Origin of the sequence: Alcanivorax sp., from assembly GCF_017794965.1 — a bacterium.
Taxonomy (GTDB): Bacteria; Pseudomonadota; Gammaproteobacteria; order Pseudomonadales; family Alcanivoracaceae; genus Alcanivorax.
Genome location: NZ_CP051240.1, coordinates 1,267,555 through 1,287,662, shown reverse-complemented (window position 1 = coordinate 1,287,662; position 20,108 = coordinate 1,267,555). Strand labels below are relative to the sequence as shown.

At 57.8% G+C, this 20,108-nt stretch carries 18 protein-coding genes and 1 pseudogene; 5 read left to right on the top strand and 14 right to left on the bottom strand.

The window, feature by feature from the left end; genetic code table 11:
- Nucleotides 1-45: 45 nt before the first annotated feature.
- The 6 genes and pseudogenes from HF945_RS05745 to HF945_RS05720 all read right to left on the bottom strand — a co-directional run.
- Nucleotides 46-141, bottom strand: a pseudogene (locus HF945_RS05745) (transposase); the annotation flags it as partial.
- Between the two features lie 19 nt (nt 142-160).
- Nucleotides 161-1,918, bottom strand: a complete 1,758-nt coding sequence (locus HF945_RS05740) for a hypothetical protein (RefSeq protein WP_290524789.1) — start codon at nt 1,916-1,918, stop codon at nt 161-163.
- A gap of 111 nt (nt 1,919-2,029) precedes the next feature.
- Complete coding sequence (locus tag HF945_RS05735) at nt 2,030-3,940, bottom strand: 3'-5' exonuclease (RefSeq protein ID WP_290524788.1); 1,911 nt, start codon at nt 3,938-3,940, stop codon at nt 2,030-2,032.
- A 323-nt stretch (nt 3,941-4,263) separates the two neighbouring features.
- The gene (locus HF945_RS05730; protein WP_290524787.1) at nt 4,264-4,566 is read right to left on the bottom strand and encodes a type II toxin-antitoxin system RelE/ParE family toxin; all 303 of its coding nucleotides are present in this window, start codon (nt 4,564-4,566) and stop codon (nt 4,264-4,266) included.
- Nucleotides 4,547-4,804 (bottom strand): type II toxin-antitoxin system ParD family antitoxin, encoded by a 258-nt coding sequence (locus HF945_RS05725; protein WP_290524786.1) that lies wholly within the window; start codon nt 4,802-4,804, stop codon nt 4,547-4,549. The genes HF945_RS05730 and HF945_RS05725 overlap by 20 nt, the downstream gene beginning before the upstream one ends.
- Before the next feature lie 255 nt (nt 4,805-5,059).
- The gene (locus HF945_RS05720) at nt 5,060-6,016 is read right to left on the bottom strand and encodes an oxygenase MpaB family protein (protein WP_290524785.1); all 957 of its coding nucleotides are present in this window, start codon (nt 6,014-6,016) and stop codon (nt 5,060-5,062) included.
- A 480-nt stretch (nt 6,017-6,496) separates the two neighbouring features.
- Here HF945_RS05720 and HF945_RS05715 point away from each other — a divergent pair, with 480 nt between their 5' ends.
- Together HF945_RS05715 and HF945_RS05710 are read left to right on the top strand one after the other, a co-directional pair.
- Entirely contained in the window at nt 6,497-7,795 is a 1,299-nt protein-coding gene (locus tag HF945_RS05715; protein ID WP_290524784.1) for an MFS transporter, read from the top strand.
- Between the two features lie 376 nt (nt 7,796-8,171).
- Nucleotides 8,172-8,591: a CBS domain-containing protein gene (locus HF945_RS05710; RefSeq protein WP_290524783.1), complete on the top strand. Its 420-nt coding sequence runs from the start codon at nt 8,172-8,174 to the stop codon at nt 8,589-8,591.
- 203 nt (nt 8,592-8,794) lie between these two features.
- On the opposite strand, the gene HF945_RS05705 is transcribed toward HF945_RS05710, so the two are convergent.
- The 6 genes from HF945_RS05705 to HF945_RS05680 form a co-directional block, all read right to left on the bottom strand.
- Entirely contained in the window at nt 8,795-9,334 is a 540-nt protein-coding gene (locus HF945_RS05705) for a DUF3299 domain-containing protein (RefSeq protein WP_290524782.1), read from the bottom strand.
- Between the two features lies 1 nt (nt 9,335).
- Nucleotides 9,336-10,574: an ABC transporter permease gene (locus HF945_RS05700; RefSeq protein ID WP_290524781.1), complete on the bottom strand. Its 1,239-nt coding sequence runs from the start codon at nt 10,572-10,574 to the stop codon at nt 9,336-9,338.
- On the bottom strand, nt 10,564-11,265 hold the full coding sequence (locus HF945_RS05695; RefSeq protein ID WP_290524780.1) for an ATP-binding cassette domain-containing protein: 702 nt from the start codon (nt 11,263-11,265) through the stop codon (nt 10,564-10,566). The genes HF945_RS05700 and HF945_RS05695 overlap by 11 nt, the downstream gene beginning before the upstream one ends.
- A gap of 135 nt (nt 11,266-11,400) precedes the next feature.
- Nucleotides 11,401-12,735, bottom strand: a complete 1,335-nt coding sequence (locus HF945_RS05690; RefSeq protein ID WP_290524779.1) for a DASS family sodium-coupled anion symporter — start codon at nt 12,733-12,735, stop codon at nt 11,401-11,403.
- A 193-nt stretch (nt 12,736-12,928) separates the two neighbouring features.
- On the bottom strand, nt 12,929-14,650 hold the full coding sequence (locus HF945_RS05685) for a neutral/alkaline non-lysosomal ceramidase N-terminal domain-containing protein (RefSeq protein ID WP_290524778.1): 1,722 nt from the start codon (nt 14,648-14,650) through the stop codon (nt 12,929-12,931).
- 146 nt (nt 14,651-14,796) lie between these two features.
- Complete coding sequence (locus tag HF945_RS05680; protein ID WP_290524777.1) at nt 14,797-15,867, bottom strand: aldehyde reductase; 1,071 nt, start codon at nt 15,865-15,867, stop codon at nt 14,797-14,799.
- A gap of 602 nt (nt 15,868-16,469) precedes the next feature.
- On the opposite strand from HF945_RS05680, the gene HF945_RS05675 reads away from it, so the two are divergent.
- The gene (locus HF945_RS05675; RefSeq protein WP_290524776.1) at nt 16,470-17,495 is read left to right on the top strand and encodes a GGDEF domain-containing protein; all 1,026 of its coding nucleotides are present in this window, start codon (nt 16,470-16,472) and stop codon (nt 17,493-17,495) included.
- A 96-nt stretch (nt 17,496-17,591) separates the two neighbouring features.
- Nucleotides 17,592-18,191, top strand: a complete 600-nt coding sequence (locus tag HF945_RS05670; RefSeq protein WP_290524775.1) for a GNAT family N-acetyltransferase — start codon at nt 17,592-17,594, stop codon at nt 18,189-18,191.
- 10 nt (nt 18,192-18,201) lie between these two features.
- On the opposite strand, the gene HF945_RS05665 is transcribed toward HF945_RS05670, so the two are convergent.
- Nucleotides 18,202-18,786, bottom strand: a complete 585-nt coding sequence (locus HF945_RS05665) for an HAD family hydrolase (RefSeq protein WP_290524774.1) — start codon at nt 18,784-18,786, stop codon at nt 18,202-18,204.
- Nucleotides 18,787-18,893: 107 nt separating this feature from the next.
- On the opposite strand from HF945_RS05665, the gene HF945_RS05660 reads away from it, so the two are divergent.
- Nucleotides 18,894-19,406, top strand: a complete 513-nt coding sequence (locus HF945_RS05660) for an outer membrane beta-barrel protein (RefSeq protein WP_290524773.1) — start codon at nt 18,894-18,896, stop codon at nt 19,404-19,406.
- A gap of 252 nt (nt 19,407-19,658) precedes the next feature.
- Here the strand turns inward: HF945_RS05660 and HF945_RS05655 are convergent, their stop codons facing one another.
- The gene (locus HF945_RS05655; RefSeq protein ID WP_290524772.1) at nt 19,659-20,060 is read right to left on the bottom strand and encodes a hypothetical protein; all 402 of its coding nucleotides are present in this window, start codon (nt 20,058-20,060) and stop codon (nt 19,659-19,661) included.
- Between the last annotated feature and the right edge of the window lie 48 nt (nt 20,061-20,108).

Sequence of the window (20,108 nt, the reverse complement as noted above, 5' to 3'; positions counted from 1 at the left end):
CAATAAGCGGGAGTACCAATTGATGGGTGTCCTGTTGTGTGTCGCCAGACGATCCACCACCCACTGCCTGCGGTGCTCGAAATCCTGGCCTGAGTAATGATCCCGCCCACACAGAAAGGCCCTGCGTACACAACGGCAAATACAGTGATAATACGGGGTTTCATCTCAAAAAAAGCTTTTCAATACTTTCATTTGAAAAACCATCTTTATTCTTATCAAGAAACTTCAAGTATGACTCATAATTAATTGCCACATACTTGAAACCTTGGTCTATTGTATTAATATTGACCTCACCAGAAGCAAGGGCAACCAATTTAGACATTACGATATCCAAGTAATCATGCAAATTCTCAATAAGAATATCAGTAAAACTTAAGGTCACACCTGAATGAACAATCATGTTCCGGCTTCTATAAATTCGACGAATTTGCCATCTTACTCGCTGATCATGGATCTTAATTGTTTCACTAACCTTGCTCCCTTTAGAAATCATTTCCCCTATTTGGAACGCACGATTCCTTAGAAGAACGAAATCGCCAAAATCCTGAAATAGCTTCTCTCGCCTCCCCTTGAATTCTTCTTGCGTCAATACCTTTGCAATTTTTACGTAAATTTTCCCACCAGGAATACCTTTTACAGCTCGATTAAGCGCTGCCGGACTCCAATTAAACAAATCAGCAACAAACCTTTCGACCAGACGCTGAACATAAACAATATTAATAAACGGCATAATCGCATCTATTAATTTTTGGATTTTTGATAATTCCTTTGCCGATGACGGAATCAGCGACTCAAGAGCAATCCAGAGATTAATCATTTGATTCTCTCTTGAATCACTATCAAGAGCCAAAGAATGCAGCTCCGCACTCCTGGCGAATTTGGTAAAGGACCCTTGATGCAAGGAGAAACCATTAATTAACTGATTAAGCTTGAGCGAAGCTTTTTCAGGTTTCAAATCAATGCATCTATGCATTGTATTAACCGGAATATCGACAATTACTCCAGTCCCTTTCGACTCATTAACCATCAAACATCGTCCTTCCCAATCAGGCCTTTCCTTATGATGAAACAACTTCATCAATGTACTCATCACCTCCATCCTATCTTCTGCCATAGCTTTAGCCGCATACATATCCAAGGCAGAGATACCTTTAACAACAACATAGACCTGATCCGAAGTGATATTCGAGAACCCAGAGCTCGAGATAAAGCCGGAATAATCATCAGCCCCTTTTGACACATTTATATCAATATTCTCGCATGAGTCGCTAATAACAGAGAAAATACCAGACGCTTTATAGATTGCCACATATTCATCAGGCTCTTTTTTAAAAATATCTATAAAATCATCAATATTATGATTTCCCTTTATTCTTTCACTTCCATAGTAAAAAAAGTCGAGGCACTTCTTGTATAAGTACTTGCTTTCATAGCCAAAATTTATCAAGGTGGTGACATAACTTCTAACAACAACCCTTATATCACTTTTCCTGCCATTAGCTTTAACCACCTCAGACAAAAGACTCTCATTCATCTCCTTATATCTCTTTAAACTAAGCTCATAAGCCACTAACTCCAGCACAACTTTCTTATCCGCAATCCGCTCATGACCACCCTCAATACTTCTCAGGACAGAATCGACATCTAATGAAAGTAACCTTTTAACAACGGGATCCCGCCGAATAACTTGGGACAGCTCCTCAATTATGTATTTCAAGTTATTTTTATCAATAAGCCCCTTCTCTATGTCTGCAGCACACATTAATGCTTCGGAACAAAGCAAACTTGCATTCATAGCAGAAGGCTTATAAGTGTCTAGTGTATAGTCAAAAAGGAGCTCCTCTAGCATTTGCGCACAAAACAAGAGCGCTTCAGTCCCTTCCAAATCATCCCATTTTCTAAGTGTTCTAAATCTCACAAAAACCTTCCCATCTATTACTTAACATTATTAACGAAGACTAAGACATAAGGAAGCGAGGGGAGAGATCGTGAAGATGCGGGGTCAACTCTTGCCCGACGCCAAACCCCTCTACCCACCAAACCGCCCCACAAACCAATTCCCCCCACTCCCCGTCAACAACAACTGCTGCCGCGCCCGGGTCATCCCTACATACAACAACCGCACCTCACTCTCCAGGTTCTCCGTGTCATCCTTCAATCCCCCCAACCCCGCCAGCACTACGGTATCGAACTCCAGTCCCTTGCTGCTTTGTCGGGTAAGTAACGCAATGCGGTCAGCATTGGCGTCGTAGGCTTTCTTGCTGGCGTTATCTTTCAGCCAAGCGTGAGGAAGGTTTTCCCGCTTGAGGGCACGTTGCAGCGTTTCTGCCTGCCAGTTGTAGCCGTAGATCACCGCGATGTTGTTGAGCGGCTGGCCGTTCTGGTGCCATTTACGAATACAGCGGGCGATGTAGTGGGCTTCATCGTTGAAGGTATCGAACTTGCGGAATGCCGGTGGCGGGCCGCTGGCGCCGGCCATTTCCGGGGCGATCAGGGGAATGTGGTCGTCGTCGGCGTCCTGAGCTTGCAGGAAGTCCTTGGCGAAATCGTAGGCGTAGCTGAGGATTTCGCGGGTGTTGCGGTAATTCAGTTTCAGGATGGTAGTACGGCCACGGGCCTGAATGCCGGCGCTGGACAGGGGGAATTTCAGGCTGCGCTTCTTGTAGATGGACTGGGCATCGTCGTAGAGCAGCAGCAGGGAGTTGGTGTCCGGGTCAATCATCTGCACGATGAGTGCCAGCCAGTCCTGCTCGAAATCGTGGCCTTCGTCGATCATCACCGCGCTGTATTGGGCGCGGGGGATCTGACCCTTGTCCACGGCCTGCACGACCGTCTCCACCTGCCGCTCCCAGGGTTTTAGCTCGGGCGTGGCGGGGATCAGATCCACGTTGTAGGTTTGCAGTTGCCGGCCACACCATTCATGGAAGTGGTGCACCTGTACTTTCTCTTCGATGCCCTTTTCGGCAATAAAGCTGCGCAGCCGCGCAGCCAGGGTGATGTTGAAGCACAGCACCAGAATTGGCTTGGTGACGGCCTGGGCGAGGTGCAGGCAGCGGTAGCCGAGAATCAGCGTCTTGCCGGAGCCGGCTACCCCATGGATGACCCGGTGGCCCTCGCCCATGCTGCGTGCCAGTTGCTCCTGCTGCAGATCCATGACGCGGACGATATCCGGGATGGCGTTGTAGCCGGGTTGGCTCTCTGCCACGGTCCGGCTGCCGTTATGACAGCCCTGCCCTTGCCCGTTAGCCTGCTCGCTTTTTTCATCAGCCTCATCTCCTTCATCAAACAACCCCTGCTGGGGCGCATTGATACGGATTTCCGGGAACAGGTTCCAGCGGATGCGATCGATCTGCGGCAGGGTGAGCTTGTCGCCGAAGGTGTAATCGAACATGGCCCAGAGTTGTTCCTGGAAGACTTCAGGGTCTGCGGTGGCAGTCATTTCATCCCGGCAGATCAGCCGGTGTGGCGGCAACACCAGTTCCTGATGATCCTCAGGGATCGCCTCGTTCCATTGCTTGCGAGTGATATTGGGGAACACCACCCCATAGCCCCACGGGAAACAGAGTTTGCCTTTGTGCTGGGCGGAGGTTTGTTGCAGGTGTTCATCGCGCTGCAGTTTCTTGATGGCGGTGAGCGCACACTGGCGGGCTTGCTGCAGAGGATTGGTGGCGGTCTTCAGGCCATCGGGGGTGAAGATTTCCACATCGCGGGGGGTGATCTGTTTGAGGGTATCCAGCTTCCAGTCCTTCACCTCCAGAAACAGCAAGCCACGGCCGGGATGAAGAATGATGTAATCAGGATAGCGCCGGTTGCGCCCCACCGGGGTGTCGTACCAGACGGTGTAGTCATCCTCCAGCAGCGTTTCCAGCCGCTGCCCCAGGCGCCGCTCGCCCGCGGTCATACCGCGAACGGTGCTGAGGTTGGGGATGATAGTGGCCATGACGGCTAGCCCCTTGCCCGCATCAAAAAGGCAAAGACAATCTCGCCACTGCTATCGCCACAATCGGCAGCAATAAAATGTCGATACTGACAGCCTGGCATCCGTTCCCCTTATTGCATTTCACCCCGGCCATCCTGGCAGAGCTGATTGTTATTCGTTATCAATTCCGAATGTACACAATCTTCCAGCGCAAATAAATGAATAGGCTTCAGGTGTTTGTTTAGGGTGTGGGGGTTCGCGGCTCAAGCGCCGCTCCTACAGATCCGTCTTCGATGGATCCTCAGGGCTCTGGCTGCAGGCGATGGTTAGTGATCCGCCTGCCTCTATAAATGCCTGGAGGGCAGCATTCGATCGTGCAATACCCTCACCACTTCGATGCCATACCCGGCTTGGCGGTAATAAACGACATGGCGAATCACCGGATACTTACGGTACCCGGCCCGAATGGCTTCGCATTGTGCACCAGCCCCAGGACTCCCCGCTAAAAAGGTAAAAGCTTCAACCAGTTCATCCACATACCGGTCGGCTTGCGCCCTGCCCCACTCGTGCAAGGAGTAGAGCCATGCCGCCTCCATATCCTTTCTTGCTGCGGGTGAAAGCTTGAACTCAGCGGATTTTGTCGCCATGCCGGGAAGCCAGTTCGCGCTTGAACGTTTCGACGTCAAAAGGCTCCGCTACACCGCTTTGCTCGCCCTCGATCAAGGCGGCACGAATCGCGTCGATATTCGCCTGGCTCGCCTGATCACGGCGTATCAAGTCTCGAATATACTCGCTGTCGTTGGTGTAGTGCCCGGCCTCAATCTGCGACTTGATCCAGTGATCCTGCTGGTCGGTGACGGTAATGGTTTTACGGGTGGTGCTCATAGCTGCGGCCCAAGTGAAAGAACAACACAATCATCATACTATTGGTGCAACTTTGATCAAGCTGGCGGTCTACCCGGATCCCTGAACAGGTAACGCCGGCCGCCGGGTGGTCGCTAGCTGACCCGGGCGACGTAAGGCTTTGCCCTGGCAACGGCCCCGCTCCGCGGGGATCGTCATGCGAGCATGGACGCCTACGGGGGGATGCCGCCGCAGTGTTGGTGCGGCGGAGTTTATTGAGGGATAAACCGCCAGCAATCAGCTGGCGGTGGGATATTGATAGGCTTCCGGGTGCCGGCGGGCATCCTTGATGGCGCGCCAGGCCAGCGGGATATAACGCTGTTTCTCTGGCACTTTGGGGTAAGCCTTGCGAACAGCCCAGCAGAACGCCTTGAAAGCCGCCTTGTCCGCCAGGTTGTAGCGCAGCCCCGCCTTGCGGCGATAGTTGTCCGGCAAGGTGGCCACCGTCAGGCGATGGGCGAACAGGCTGAATGGCAGGATCATCAGCTTCCACAGCCAGGTGGGCATCTGCTCTTCGAGCTTCGGCGGCACCGGATAATTGCTGTAGTACATGGGCGCCAGGATGTCGTTGAGTGCTTCGTTGTGGGTATCCAGCCGCTCTTCAATGATGTGGTTGAAGTGCTCCCAATACGCCTCTTCCGTCTGTGGAATAAAACGATCGGCAATACCCAGCATGCCCGCCATCTGCTTCCATTCGGCAAAATGCGCAGCCCGCTGTTCCGGGGTGAGTGGCTCGCCGAACCATTCGTGCATTTTCACCACCGAGTAAAAGCCGGTCACATGCACCCAGGAATAGGCTTCCGGGTCGAGCGCGTAGAACTTGTTGCCGTGCTTGTCGGCGCCCTTGATGGAGCGGTGCAGCTCGCGCAGGCTGCGGCCCATTTCGATGGCTTTCTCCGGGCGCGCATAGACCACTGGCCAGAGCAGTTTGGTGGAGCCCCTGGCCCGCCCCCAGGGATCATTCAGGTATTTCTTGTCCACCGTGACCGCGGCGTTGATCACCGGATGGGCCGACTGCAGGATGAATGCCTGGGGCAGCATCAGGTGAAACAGGTAGGACCCAAAGTCCTGCCACATTAATGACCCCGGCAGCAGCGGAACCGGATCTTTCTCGGCAGGCCGGCTGGCACGGGGGGTTTTGGTTGTCTTTTTTGCTGTATCCGTCTTTTTTTCTGTATCAACGACATCAGTCATCGCCCACTCTCCCTGTCAGGGCACACTTATCAATACGGCTAAATGCCGGGCATTTCCCGGTTAAGCATTCTTTGATGATGTGTGGCCAGAATGGCGGATACAACAACACAGCCCGCTAACTAAACGAATATTTCACCTGTGTTGCAGAGCCGGAAGAAGCAAAAGGAAACAATTCAACCAGTGAGATATACCCCTGTTAAACGCCCCTGATTTTGACGATCAAATCACACTCAGAGAACGCTAAACCGGTACTTGCCTCGTAGTGCATCTTGCCGGTGGTCCTTGGGTGCTTGCCTGCCAGCGAGAGGGTCAATATTCGTTCAGCAAGCTGAATCTCCCACCAGCAGCGCCCCTTTACCGGCTCTACCGGCTTTGAGCCGCACCAGAATTTCTATTGCGATTCCAGGGGGTTAGCGCGGTTGGCATGGTTCCCGCTTGTCTTTCATTACTGGCCTTGTGCCGTGGTTTCAGGGAGGAAGCATGCTACCGCTGATTGTACCCATTGGTGCCGTACTGCTAGGGGTGGCGTTGCTGTTGCTGGGCAGCGGCCTGTTGAATACCTTACTGGCGGTGCGCGGGAGCCTGGAAGGCTACAGCGACAGTTCGCTGGGGCTGATCATGTCCGGGTATTTTCTCGGCTACTTCTCCGGCACCTTTGCCGCCCTGCCCCTGATTCGCCGTGTGGGCCATATCCGGGCCTTTGCCATGTGTGCGGCGCTGGCGGCCTGCTCTGCCCTGCTGCATGTCATGTTTGTGGAACCCTGGGTGTGGATGGCGCTGCGGGTGATGAACGGCTTTGTGCTGGTGATTCTCTACACCGTTGTGGAGAGCTGGCTGAACGGCCAGACGCCGGCAGAACAGCGCGGCCGGGTTTTTGCGGTGTATATGGCCATCAACCTGGGCGCACTGGCAGCGGCGCAGCAGTTGTTGCGACTGGAGTCGGCCATGTCGTTCATGTTGTTTGCCATCGCCGCCATGCTGATCAGTGTGAGCCTGGTGCCGGTGACCTGGACGCGCTTTGCCCAGCCCCCAGTGGAAACCGTAAGCCGGCTGCGCTTCAAGGCGCTGTACAAGGCGGCGCCGGTGTCCGTGGCCGGCGCCCTGCTCTCCGGTCTGGCCATGGGGGCCTTCTGGGGGCTGGGGCCGGTGTATGCCAGCCGTGTGGGACTGGACAGTGCCAGCGTGGCCACCTTCATGAGTGTGGCCATTCTTGGTGGCGCACTGTTTCAGTACCCGCTGGGGCGCTATTCCGACACCCATGACCGGCGCACCGTACTGGCGGTGATCTGCGTTGCCGCCGCCATTGCGGCGGTGCTGGTGTGGCTGTCCAGCGGCACGCCCTCACTGCTTTACATGGCCATTGGGATCTATGGCGGACTGGCTTTCTGTGCCTACCCGGTGGCGCTGGCGCATCTGATCGATCGGCTGGATGCGGACAAAATTTTGTCCGGGGGCAGCAGCGCGCTTTTCCTTCACGGGGTGGGGGCCGCCATTGGCCCGGCCCTGGCCGGGCAACTGATGGAACTGCTGGGCCCCCGCTCGCTACCCTTCTACTTCGTGATCATGCAGGTGGCGTTGGCGCTGTATACCTTTATGCGGCTGCACGTGGTACGCGAAGATCTGTCCGATCATTCCACCCATTTTGTGCCCATGGTGCGTACTTCGCAGGTGGCACTGGAGATGATGCCGGAGGACGAGGTGGAGCCGGGAAGCGAAGACGACGCCCATGACTCAGGTACCAGCCAGAGCGAACAACCTCCGGACAAACCCTCCTCGTAGGAGCGGTGGTTCCACCGCGATAGGGTTGGCATTTCGATGACCGTTTTCGCGGTCGGACGACCGCTCCTACAGGGGCGCACACAACCTAGTCGCGCGAGTTTCGAAGAGCAAAGCCCTGCCCATGTGATTGCGAGAGGTTTTTCGCTTTTGGTTTTCGCAACTCGGTACTCATCGCTCGCTTCATTACCTCGCTTTGGCTCGGATCGCCTGCGGGCAGGCTCCTACGGGTAACGCTGCAGGCGTGTCGCCACAAAACCCGCCGCAATGTCTCCCCCGCCAGATTTGGCACGGTTTACGCAGTATCAGGGATAACCAACGGCATGAATGCCGTTATCACGATTCTGAATAACCTGAGAACAATGCGAGGGATATCCCCATGGATTCTGCATCTATCAACGAACTGATGAGCACCCGTTTTGCCAAGATCACCCCGGACATGCCGGTGGTGGAGGCTTCCAGCAACCTGATCAAGCTGGACATGATCGGCAGCCCGGTGACCGACGAGGCCGGCATGCTGGTGGGCTGGATCAGCGAGCGCGAATGCCTGCAGGCCGCATTACAGGTGGTCTATCACAACCAGCGGGTGGCCACGGTAAAGGACCTGATGCAAAGCGAGGTACTCACCGTGTCGCTGGAAAGCGACGTGCTGTCCCTGGCCCAGCAGATGCTCAATGCCAAGCCGAAGATCTACCCGGTGGTGGATGCGGATAACAAGGTGCTGGGCGTGATCAGCCGCCGCCACATCCTCAACATGCTGGATGACAAACTGGCTGAATTGAGCAGGAAGGCTAGCTGAAAGCGACCATGTTGCATCATTTTGGATCACTTCATGATGCACCATAAAGCATCACCCACCTTGTCAGCGGGAATACGGCAAGCGGATTGCAGCTCTCGTCACACCCACTGTGGGAGCTTGCTTGCAAGCGAAGACGCTTCAAAGGCAGGCAGTGAATTCGCGTGAAGGCACGCTCCCACAATTAACAGGTGCGGGAGCCCGGCTTACTGTGGATAGCCGGTAAAGGGCTCCGCGCTCTGGCCTTCCAGCACATAACCGGCCGTGCCGTATTCGGTATCCTGACTGGACACCTTGAGGGTTCCCTCCAGCCACATGGCGCCTACCGCCAGGTCCAGGGGAACGCCCCGCCCTTCCATTTTGACCAGAATGATCTGGTTGCGCGGCGGCGGTGGCGTATGAATGCAGGCGCCGAAATACGGGACCAACAGAAATTCGCGCACATACTCTTCATCACCATCCATAGGAACACCGTAGCCCGGCAGGCGCACGACAGTGTTATCCAGGGATTGCTTGAGCGGGGCCTCACGCCAGGCCTTGTCGATGGCATCCATCATCCGCTCGCCCTTATCGTCCCCGTCTTCGATGTCATCCGGCTCCTTGTCGCCGTAGATTTCATCAAACAGGGCACCATAGACCTTTTGCGGCTCGTACCCTTCAGGTACCAGGTCATCCCATTCCAGCTCACGGGCGGCCATGGCCGGCAGGCTGAGGGTCAGACAAAGCAGGATGGTGAATACACGCATGTCAGTTCCTTGGGGTCAGGCCATCGGCCAGACTGTTACGGAAAGCTTTTTCCGCCGGGATCAACCCGGCCAGTGAGCCAGCCACCAGAATGGCGGCCACCGCAGGCAGTTCGCGCAGGGCAATGAAATGGCCCGGCAACCGCAGGGAGGCTTCGGCCAGCGCCATGGGGGCCAGCGCCCACTGTGCCACAAACAATATCAGCAGGCCGAGCAGGCAGCCCATCACGGTCAGGCACAGGCTTTCGCCGGCGATAATAGCGTACACCGCCCGCCGACCGGCACCCGCGGCACGCAGCACCGCCAGCTCATGACGCCGCCCTTCCAGCGCCGCCAGCACCGTGGACACCAGCACCAGCAGGGCCACCACCAGCACCGCCAGGGAAGTGGCGCGCAGCGCCTGCTCTCCAGCGGCGGTGATCCGCCACAGGCGTTGCAGCTGCACGCCGGGAATGATGGCACTGAGGGGTTCCGGTTTGTAGCGGGACAACTCCCGTTGCAGGCTCAGCACCGCAGTACGACGGGATAGCCCCAGCATTACCGCATTCACGGAATCCGGCTTGTCCGCCTGCTGGCCGGGCAGCGGCGGCATGCCGGAGAGGAAGGCGCCGCCGTTATGAATGGCGGCCATGCCGGCCAGGGAAATATGCAGGCTCTGATCCACCGGGGTGCCAGTGGGTGCCAGCACCCCCACCACGGTAAACGGATGGTTGTCATGCTCGACGATGGCCGGCCCGCTGGCACCATGGGCCAATACCACCTTGTCGCCCTGCTGATAATTCAGCTGGCGCGCTACCGCACTGCCCAGCACCACCTGATCCGCTCCGGCAAACCATTGTCCCTGCGACAGGCTCAGAGCCTGATCCCTGCCATAGCGATAGTGGCTCAGGTAGGTGTCGTTGGTGGCCACCACCGGGAAACCGCGGTGCGAATCGCCCAGGGCAATGGGGATCCACCATTTCACATCCGGATGTTGTGCCAGGTGTTCCACCGTCCGCCAGCGGATGCCCGCCGTGGGATCACTGAGGCGAAAGACACTGTAGAGCAGGATATTCATGGGCCCGCCGCGGGCGCTGACAATCAGGTCGATACCCGACACCGTGCTGGCAAAGTTGGCGCGCACCTGATGGCGCACCCGGTCGATGCCCACAATCATCAGCACGCTCAGGGCGATGGCGGCCACGATCAGTAGCGCCGAGGTGCGGCGGGTTCGCAATGACGCCAGTATCACCTTAGGCAGCATGATCGCCCTCCCCGTTCAGGCTGGCAAAACTCACACTGCGCTGGAAATGCCCGGCCACCTGGTTGTCGTGGCTGACCATCAGCAAGGCACTGCCGGATTGTTCACACAGCTCCCCCAGCAGGTTCAACAGGATGTCGCGGCTGTGGTTATCCAGCGCGGAGGTGGGCTCGTCGGCAATGATTAATTCTGGTTTGCCGAACAGGGCACGGGCGGCGGCGACACGTTGCTGCTGCCCAAACGACAATTGCCAGGCCGGCAAGGCGGCGGTGCGATCATCCAGCCCCAGCCGTTGCAGCAAGGCCTGCGCCGCCTGCTGCCGCTGGGCCTTGTTGCTGACGCCCTCACGGTCACAACGGCGCCGGGAAAACCCCGCGCTGAGCGTCACGTTGTCCACCGCACTGAGATACGGCAGCAGATTGAAGGCCTGGAAGATCACGCCCATGTGGTCCGCCCGAAACGCATCCCGGCGCCGCTGCGACAAATCGGAAAACGGCTGCCCGGCCACCTGGATCTCGCCTTTCTGCACCGGCCGGATGCCCGTCACCAGGGACAGCAAGGTGCTCTTGCCGCAACCGCTGGGTCCGTGCAGCAGCACCCGCTCCCCCGCCTGGAGGGCGAAGTCGGAAACGCGCAACAGGGGGCGCGATTGTCCGGGGTGGGAATATTCCAGATTGTTGAGATGCAGAACCACTTTTACTCCAGCGGAATACGGGTGTTACCGGGGCTGAGTTGCAAGGCATTCTGCCCGGAAGGTAACAGCAACACCACCTCTGTAGTCAGACTGGAAAAAGCAGCTGCGAGCTATGAGCCGTGAGCTACGAGAAGGCTACATCAGCCAGGGCACCAGCACCGCCAGTACCACGGCGGCAATCAGGTTCAGTACCACACCGGCACGGATCATGGTTTTCTGGGGCACAAAGCCACTGCCATAAACCATGGCGTTGGGCGGTGTGGCCACCGGCAGCATAAAGGCACAACTGGCACCAAAGGCTACCAGTAACGCCACTGCGACAGGATCGGCACCCACGGCAGCGCCCACCGGCATCAACAAGGGCACCAGCAGGGCCGCGCTGGCGGTATTGCTGGCCATTTCGGTCAGGAAGATCACAAAGGCACCCAGTATCAGGTAGACCAGCCAGGTCTGCCCATGGGGCAACAGGCTGCTGATTCCCTCGGCCAGCCAGCCGCTGGCTCCGGAGCTCTGCAACAAGGTGGACAGGGTAATACCCCCGCCGAACAACAGCAGCACGCCCCAGTTGGCATGTTGCTCCACCGCTTTCCAGCTTACGCAACCACTTGCGCCCAGTAGCACGATGGCTAAAACCGCAACCCAGGTATCGAAGCCTTTTTCGATGGCCAGCATCCTGGCCAGCGGTGCACCGAACACCCACAGGGCCACGGTCAACAGGAAGATCGCCAGGGTCAGCCTGGCGCCAGTGCTGTCCGGGAACGCCACCCGGTCATTCACATCCACCCGGGGCAGGTTCGCTTCCGGTCGACAGATCCCGTAAAGAATCAGTAGCGCCACCGGAAACAGCACCAGAAAGACCGGCAGGCCTGCAGCCAGCCATTGGTTGAAACTCCAGTCCAGGGCTGCCGCGGCAATGGCATTGGGCGGACTGCCCACCAGCGTGGCCATACCGCCAACGTTGGCGGACCAGGCCAGCGCCAGTAGCAGAAACACCCGGTATCGGGGATACTGTTCCGCCATGGGCGCGGACATCCCCAGGGCAATGGGCAACAACATGGCGGTGGTGGCCGTGTTGCTGATCCACATGGATAACAACGCGGTGGTCAACGACAACAACAGCGCCGCAGGCAACGCTCTGCCACCGGCCAGCAACAACAGTTTCTGGGCCAGCCAGCGGTCGATGCCATGCACTCCCAGTGCTGCCGCCAGCGCGAAGCCACCGAGGAACAGGGCTACCACCGGATGGGCAAACCCGGCCAGCGCCCCATCCACCCCTGACAAGCCCAGCGCCACCCCCAGCACCGGTACCATCAAAGCGGTAAAGGTGAGTGGCAGCGCTTCGGTAAGCCACAACAGGCCGATCAGTACCAGCAGCGCCAACCCCGCCCCGGTGTCCGGTTCTGCCGGCAATGTGCCAGCCAGCACCGCGGCCAGTATTGATCCGGCCACCAACCCCAATCGCCTTATCATCCTTTTAACGCTCCCCGTGGTTGTGCTTGTGATAAACCCGGCCCGGTCACGGACTCCGTTTTAGGTTGATAACAGTCGGGGGAACATGGGGCAAGAGGCAAGGAGTATCAGCACGGCGATGTCCAACTACGGTAGAGAGGCGCCATAAAGGGAGAACAAAAGCACCGTCCCAACATCAGCCGCTGGACATCTCTCACCCCCTTACAGGGATATCACTGCGCAGGGCCAGCTCGCTGTACGGTACCGGTGGCGGCGCATTTTTCTCAGCCGGCTCCCGCTCGGAGGGAGGTGTGTTGAATGTTGCGGCAAGACGGGTGAAGGCCGTCTGGAAAGCGCCCAGAGTCCATTGCCCGTAGACCGTATGCCCGCCTTCATAGGCCTGCTCCTGATACTCCTCGAAGGTGGTCACATAGCCCATGTAATCGTTGCAATAGGTGTTGATCAGGCACTGTTCACTGTCTTCCAGTGGTAACGCCGTGGCCACTGCGCTCAACAGTCGCCGCCCTGCCACGGTGGTGAATTCACCGGGCGCACACACCAACCGTAGATTACCCAGCCTCACTATCTGCAAGGGCAACACGGAGGGCACCATGGGGCTTTCGGTCAAGGCACCCAGACGGGCCTGGCGTTTCAGTTCCGCCACCAGGGGATCGGCCAGGTCCGGTAGCGGAATCCTGTCCAGGGCATACCCGAGCACCCGCTTCTCGCCCGCATTGAGCAAAATGTCCTTGGGGCCCTGGCTGGCATAGAGGGCTTGTGCCTGGGCCTGCCGGGGTGAACCTGGCTTGAGGCTGCGCCGCCGCTGGGCACGCGCCAGCCGCCTGGCAGCAAACCCCAGCGGCGCCGGCATCCCCGGGCCATCCACCGGGGTGCCCAGAAAGAACCCCACGCCGTGGCAAGGTGCGCTGGTTCTGGCGTCACGGCTGCCCCCGGCAAATTCCGGTGAAACGGCCTGATCACTCATATCCACGTAGGTGAGCACCCCATCCAGGGGGCCGGAGACAGCCTGCCCGCTTTCCGCTTCCAGCATGGCCAGGGCATGCTTGCTCTGTGCTTCCCCATTCTTGCGGGCATAGGCGTACTCCGCCTCACCACGAAGCTTTCGACGCCGTTTGCGATCACCCGGGCCATGGTAATGGGGAGACACATCCCCCGCGGTGCCCTGGGCAAAGATGGCCACAGGTTCAGAAACGCCATCCGCTTGCAGCTGCGTTTCTGCATGCAGGGCGGCATACCCCTTGTTGTCACCATCGTAGTGGGCGAGCCGATTGCCCAGGCAAGTCGCATGGACACCGAACAGGGAAAGCAGCGCCCGCACCCGGCCCTGTCGATGGAAGCTGATCAGGTGCATGGTGCGATCCAGCGCCAGGTGGGTCTGGGTTGCATCGCGAGGCGCCACATCCGGGTTGCGGTTATAAGCGTTCAGTGAGCGGTTCCAGGCCACCGGTACCGGATCAGGGACCTGGCTGCTGCGATACTGGATTTCAGTGGCCTTGCGAGTCACCAACGCGGCCCGCAGGGACGCCAGGGCGGCCTCCACCACCGCCTCCAGGTGGGCCGGCACGAACCCCGGGGTGACAAGATTATAGAGGCCTTCGTGGGCACAGCCTCCCGGCCCCGAGTGGGTGTGGGTGCAGGTCAGCACCAGACGGTGTTCATCGAAAGCCTCGCCCAGCGACTCACGCAATCCCGTCACGACGCCCTGGCGCATGGCATGGGTGACATAGCCAAGGTCCAGGCAGCAATACAGGAGTGGTGCGTCGTCGCTGTCCAGGTCGGCAATGGCAAGACTGCGGGCATAGAGGGGGTTGCGGGTACCAGTGGCCCGATGACCGGGCTGACCATAGCCATGCATGGCATAGCCACAGCCATTGATGTGGATTTCTCGCTTACCCCAGCCGACCTGATATTCCATTAGCAGTTCCTGCCTCACAATTTGTGCACGAACGTACCAGAATAACAATCCTGCAAGAAGTGGCCGAACGGGCCACTTTTGCTTCAACGATGTGTCTGGTTATCCAGACGGACAACAACGCGGCCATACAGCCGCGTTAGCCAGGATCAGGCGGTACGCCGCCTGACCAGTCCGTCCTCCAGTACTTGCTCAAAGTGATCTTTCAGGGTGTCCGCCACGCTCCGGTACTGGATGCCCAGCGCCTTGCTGCGGCTGTTATCAAAACGGATCGGATAGCCCACATTGCGGCTGATGAACTTGCGGGTGACCGGCCCCATCATCGGACCAAACAGCCACACCATCGGCTTCGGCACCTTCATTTTCGGGAACGGATACTGGTTGCCAAACTGCTTTCTCAGGGTAGCCGCAATGTCGAGCATGGAAACCGACTCACTGACCAGGATATAGCGACCGGAGGCGTCCGGGTTGAAGGCCGCCAACAGATGGGCCCGGGCCACATCTCGAACGTCCACTGCCCCATAAACCAGATCCGGTACACCGGTCTTCAGCTTGCCACGCCCCATGTCCAGCAGGGTGCCGATGCTGGCCGAGCTGCTGGCGTTGGTCAGGGAGGGCCCATAGACCATGCCCGGGTTGATGGTAACCAGATCCCAGCGGCGATCTTGTTCACCACTCTGTGCATCATGGATTTTCCACGCCTCCCGCTCGGCGGCCACCTTGGAGTATTGATAGGGGTTGTGATCCACACTGCTGGTGGTGTTCCAGTCTTCTTCGGTAAAGGCTGACTTGCCTTTCATGTCGGTACCGTCGCCATACACCGACGCCACGCTGCTGGTCAGCACGACCCGTTTGAGGGTGTCACACCGGTTGGCCGCATTGAGCACATTGCGGGTCCCCTCCACCGCCGGGCGCACCAGAGCTTCGTTGGCATCGGTGAACCCGTCCAGCACAAAGGGCGATGCGGTATGCATGAGAATATCGCAGCCCTGCAGGGGGGCATCGAAGCTGTCCGCATCCAGAAGATCCGCTTTGAACAGTTTCAGGGTGCCCTGGGCCTGCTCGGCCATTTTCAGCAGATGGGCAACACTGGCTGTCTTGTCCGGGTTCCGAACGGTGCCATGCACGGTGTGGCCTTCATCCAGCAGATACTTGATGATCCAGCCTGCGATATAACCGGACGCACCCGTCACCATGACGGTCAGCGATTCCTTGGACATGCCTTTCTCCAGCAACAATTCACGATGCCTGACGCTAGCACCGCAACAAGGCGGCGCAAAGGTGTAGCTGTGCCAATAGTTAAGGAGCCTCTGAATAACTCCTTGCATGCTCAGTCTTTCAGACTGGTTCGCCCCCTCGGCAAAGGTAAAGAGGGGCGCGCTTTTGATGGCATGCTGGTTGCCTGTTGAAAAAGCGCAACAACGAGTGCGGGCCAGCCTGGAAGACCCGAGAGCACCCGTTCGGGCATAAAGGCGCGGCCTGGAGTGCCCATCTGCTGCGCCTTGCCTCTCGGAAAGGGAACCACCCTGACCATCGAGTCAAGACACAACAGCTGCACACTCCAGACCACGCTGAGCACGCAAGGAGTTATTCAGAGGCTCCTTAACGTGTGGCCTTCACGCGCAGACACAACAGGCCTTTATCTCAGTGGAGTAGGCACTGGTGGCCGGCAGAGGAAAGCGAAGCGTATGCCGCTAAATGCTCAATGCAACGAGAAGCACGGACGCTGCGTTCACTGTCCCGCCCCCGGTCTCTCTGGTAGTATAAAAATTGCGCATCAAAGACGCATGGACTTCACGCCGTATCAGGGACTCCCAACACAATGTACAACCCGCCCGGTTACCAGCAGCACCTGGCACGCCCCTATCGCAAGGCACTTCTGAACGCCCTACTCGTCATTACTTTCTTCAGCGGTCTGCTGTTTGCGTGGATCAACTTCGGCCGCGGCAACAACGTGGTGGCCATTGCCGAACTGGTCATGGCCACCTATTCATTGGCCCTGCTGCTGATCATCCGTGATACCCGCCGCCTGGAATTCTGGGCCATGGCGTACCTGTTTCCCTTTTTCACGATCATGATGGTCGCCATGGCCTCCCCGCGCTCCACCGCCAATGTCTTTATCTGGATATTCCTGATCCCCATCGTGTCCCATTTGCTGGTAGGCCGGGTAAAAGGGCTTGGCATGAGTCTGCTCTACATCGGTATTGCCACTGCCATTTTCTTTCACCGTTTCGGCCATGATCCGCAGATGATGCAACCGCCGGTTCTGGCCAATATTTCGGTGCTGACCCTGTGCCTGATTGCCTTTTCCCATGTGTACGAGATCACCCGCGAACAAAGCGAGCAACGACTCACACAGCAGGCACATTCCGACCCACTGACCCAGCTGCCAAACCGGGCACACCTGCAGACCCGCTTTGATCTGGAACGCTCACGACACCAGCGCCAAGGCAACCCGCTGTCGCTGGTATTGCTGGACCTGGATTTCTTCAAGCGCATCAATGACACCCACGGTCATGCCGCTGGCGACAAGGCCCTGCAATACTTCGCCAATCTGATGCGCACCACCGTGCGCCAGACTGACCTGGTCGCCCGCATGGGCGGCGAAGAGTTCTGTCTGTTGTTACCGGATACGGACAAGGAACAGGCACGGATGGTAGCGGACAAGATTCGCCGCAAGCTGTCACAGGAAGCGCTGGATCTGGAAGGCGCGCCGGTCACCCTCACTGTCAGTGGTGGTATCGCCCAGCTGGGTGCCGATGGCGATACACTGGACATCCTCACTCGCAGTGCGGATGAAAAGCTGTATGAGGCGAAGTCCACCGGCCGAAACCGGATTGCTGCCTAACAGGGTATACAACCTGAATTATTCCTCGCTGCCGTAGGCTTCTCGTCATACCATGCACTTCAGCGCTGAATCCCAAACAGCAAGAACAGGATCATAATGACAACCGAGTTTCATCCTCAGACGGAGCACCTGGCCAGAGTACTCAGCCGGGCTTTTCACGATGACCCCCTGTTCGTGTATTTCTTTCCCGATGCCGCCAAACGGGCACGGCAATGTTTTCACAGTTTTCGCTTCATGCTGCGGCACGCGGCGCTTTACGGCGAGATCATCTGTGCCGACCAGAGTACCGACGGGGTGGCTTTGTGGTTGCCGTCCACGGCCATGCATCACTCCAATCTGGATCTGCTTCGCTTCGGGGTGTTACCGGCGTTGTTCGTGCAGGGCCCTGCGGCTATCAAGCGTCAGCTGGATGCGGTGGAAGATATGCATTCCATGCACCAGACCATCATCAGTGAACCGCACGCCTATCTAAGCACCTTCGGAGTAGACCCGGCGCAACAAGGCAAGGGGCTCGGCTCAGCCATTCTGCGCCCCACCCTGGAACGTCTGGACCGGGAAGGCACGCCGGCCTATCTGGATACCCACAATGAGGAGAATGTGTCGCTTTATCTGCGCTTCGGGTTCGAGGTGGTCCACCATGGCTATCTGCCCGGCGGCGCGGTGATGCATTGGGGCATGCTGCGACAACCGCGTTAATCCCCGCAGATCACTGAGCGAGATTCAGCTGATCGAAATGGTTGATCACCCCATCCGCAAGCTGGCTATGCGTCCCGGTTTCGCCAGGGTCGTAATAGATCCCCACCATCCCGGCATTACGCGCCGCCTCCAGGTCAAAACGAAAATCCCCCACGTAGGCCAGCCGCTCAGGGGGAAGTTGCCATTGCGTCGCAATGTGCAACAGACCATCAGGCGCCGGCTTGGGCGGCGCATCTTCCCGCGCCAGCAGGCAGTCTATGGCAAAGCCCAGCCGCGACAGAGTCAGCTCGGCGATGCTGCGGGCGTTGCGGGTGAGGATCGCCACCGGCACCCCGTTGGCCTCCAGCCGTTGCAGACACGCCAGGGCGCCAGGCATCCACTCGGCACGCTCTGCGCCGGCCCTTTCGTGATCCAGCACGACCTGATGCGCAGCCTCCTGCTCAGCCTGCGGCAGGGTATCGATGAACTCCAATACGCCTATGCCCTCAGGACATCCCAGCGCCTGCCGAATGACAGTGAAATCCAGACGGGAATCCACCAGGGTGCCGTCCAGATCAAAGATCATGCCGCGCAGTTCCGAATAATTGATGCTCACGCAGTCCTCCCTTGCCATTGCTTGCTCACCAGAGTGTGACACCCACCTATACACATCACTGTCATTATCAGTAATACTGCCTGAGACCATTATCAGGGAGTGATGCTATGAAACGCCTACAAAAACTGTTTGCCGGGGCTGCACTGCTGGCCCTCACCCCACTTGCCAGTGCCGGTGTCTACATTGGCGCAGGGCTTTATAACACGGCCGTGGATGAAGAAGTCGAGAATGTGGAATTCGATGACGATAACACCACCGGCGGCCTGTTCCTGGGCTGGCGCCCCATCGAGCTGGTGGGTGCGGAAATCGGTTACTACGATTTTGGTGAAGTGGAAGGTAATGGCAACGTAAAGGTGGAAGGGGGAGCCCTGACCTTCGCGGGCCTGCTGTCCTTCGAACTGGGCCCGGTAGGGCTGTATGGCAAGGGCGGTATTGCCAATACCGATTTCGATATCAAACACCCGCTGGGTGACGACGATGACTCGTCCACCGATGCCTTCGGTGGCCTTGGCGCAACGGTAGACCTGATGGACAAGCTGTATGTCTATGCAGAATACATGCGCTTTGATAACGAGTTGAACGTGGACATGTTTGGCGCAGGCCTGCGTTTCCAGTTCTGATCGTTTTTTCAGTATGAAACAGGGGCGCCTTTTGGCGCCTTTGTTTTATCCCGCATCTGCATTTGTGCCGTACCCCGTGCGTTACTCCGCTGCGCCACATTCCCACAACCACTTTTTGGAAACGCAGTTTTTGTAGGAGCCCAGCTCGCCTGGGCGAATCCGGCCGCAAAGGAAACCACCGACCTCCGGGAACGTTGAGACCTCCGTTAATCCTGTCAGTGTCGCTTGTAGCTTATAGCCCGAAGCTCCTGGCTATTCCCCCCCAGTCACCACCCGCTCCAACAGCACCCGATGCGGGGCTTCGCTGTACTGGCCTTCCCCGAAGGCGGCGATCAGGCTGAGGCCCGGCTCGAGCCGGAGTTTCTGCTGGATATGCCGGCGCGCCTCGCCACTCTGGTATTCCAGATCCACCGCGAAGCCATCATTACCCAGTTTGTCGATAGCCAGCGCAAAGTTGCTGCCCTCGGCCTGCCAGTGCGTCTGCCCCTTATCATGCAGGGTGATGTACCAGTCCACGCCATCGGCCGTTTGTTGCTGCACCACTTTCACGCCCCCCGCCGGAGGCCGGCCTTGCTGCCAGACAAAGGTGTAGTACCACATGCACAGCACCACCGCGAGCGCGGTGCTGGACAGGATCAATCGCCATTTCATCATGGCTGTTTTTCCTTGATTCAATTCGTGATTTCGGGACTGCTTGAATGG

What these genes read in the sequence shown, in the direction of transcription:
- HF945_RS05655 (WP_290524772.1), bottom strand. Translation starts at nt 20,060, where the DNA reads ATGATGAAATGGCGATTGATCCTGTCCAGCACCGCGCTCGCGGTGGTG.
- HF945_RS05675 (WP_290524776.1), top strand. Translation starts at nt 16,470, where the DNA reads ATGTACAACCCGCCCGGTTACCAGCAGCACCTGGCACGCCCCTATCGC.
- HF945_RS05685 (WP_290524778.1), bottom strand. Translation starts at nt 14,650, where the DNA reads ATGGAATATCAGGTCGGCTGGGGTAAGCGAGAAATCCACATCAATGGC.
- HF945_RS05730 (WP_290524787.1), bottom strand. Translation starts at nt 4,566, where the DNA reads ATGGCGACAAAATCCGCTGAGTTCAAGCTTTCACCCGCAGCAAGAAAG.
- HF945_RS05715 (WP_290524784.1), top strand. Translation starts at nt 6,497, where the DNA reads ATGCTACCGCTGATTGTACCCATTGGTGCCGTACTGCTAGGGGTGGCG.
- HF945_RS05680 (WP_290524777.1), bottom strand. Translation starts at nt 15,867, where the DNA reads ATGTCCAAGGAATCGCTGACCGTCATGGTGACGGGTGCGTCCGGTTAT.
- HF945_RS05705 (WP_290524782.1), bottom strand. Translation starts at nt 9,334, where the DNA reads ATGCGTGTATTCACCATCCTGCTTTGTCTGACCCTCAGCCTGCCGGCC.
- HF945_RS05725 (WP_290524786.1), bottom strand. Translation starts at nt 4,804, where the DNA reads ATGAGCACCACCCGTAAAACCATTACCGTCACCGACCAGCAGGATCAC.
- HF945_RS05735 (WP_290524788.1), bottom strand. Translation starts at nt 3,940, where the DNA reads ATGGCCACTATCATCCCCAACCTCAGCACCGTTCGCGGTATGACCGCG.
- HF945_RS05720 (WP_290524785.1), bottom strand. Translation starts at nt 6,016, where the DNA reads ATGACTGATGTCGTTGATACAGAAAAAAAGACGGATACAGCAAAAAAG.
- HF945_RS05670 (WP_290524775.1), top strand. Translation starts at nt 17,592, where the DNA reads ATGACAACCGAGTTTCATCCTCAGACGGAGCACCTGGCCAGAGTACTC.
- HF945_RS05710 (WP_290524783.1), top strand. Translation starts at nt 8,172, where the DNA reads ATGGATTCTGCATCTATCAACGAACTGATGAGCACCCGTTTTGCCAAG.
- HF945_RS05700 (WP_290524781.1), bottom strand. Translation starts at nt 10,574, where the DNA reads ATGCTGCCTAAGGTGATACTGGCGTCATTGCGAACCCGCCGCACCTCG.
- HF945_RS05660 (WP_290524773.1), top strand. Translation starts at nt 18,894, where the DNA reads ATGAAACGCCTACAAAAACTGTTTGCCGGGGCTGCACTGCTGGCCCTC.
- HF945_RS05690 (WP_290524779.1), bottom strand. Translation starts at nt 12,735, where the DNA reads ATGATAAGGCGATTGGGGTTGGTGGCCGGATCAATACTGGCCGCGGTG.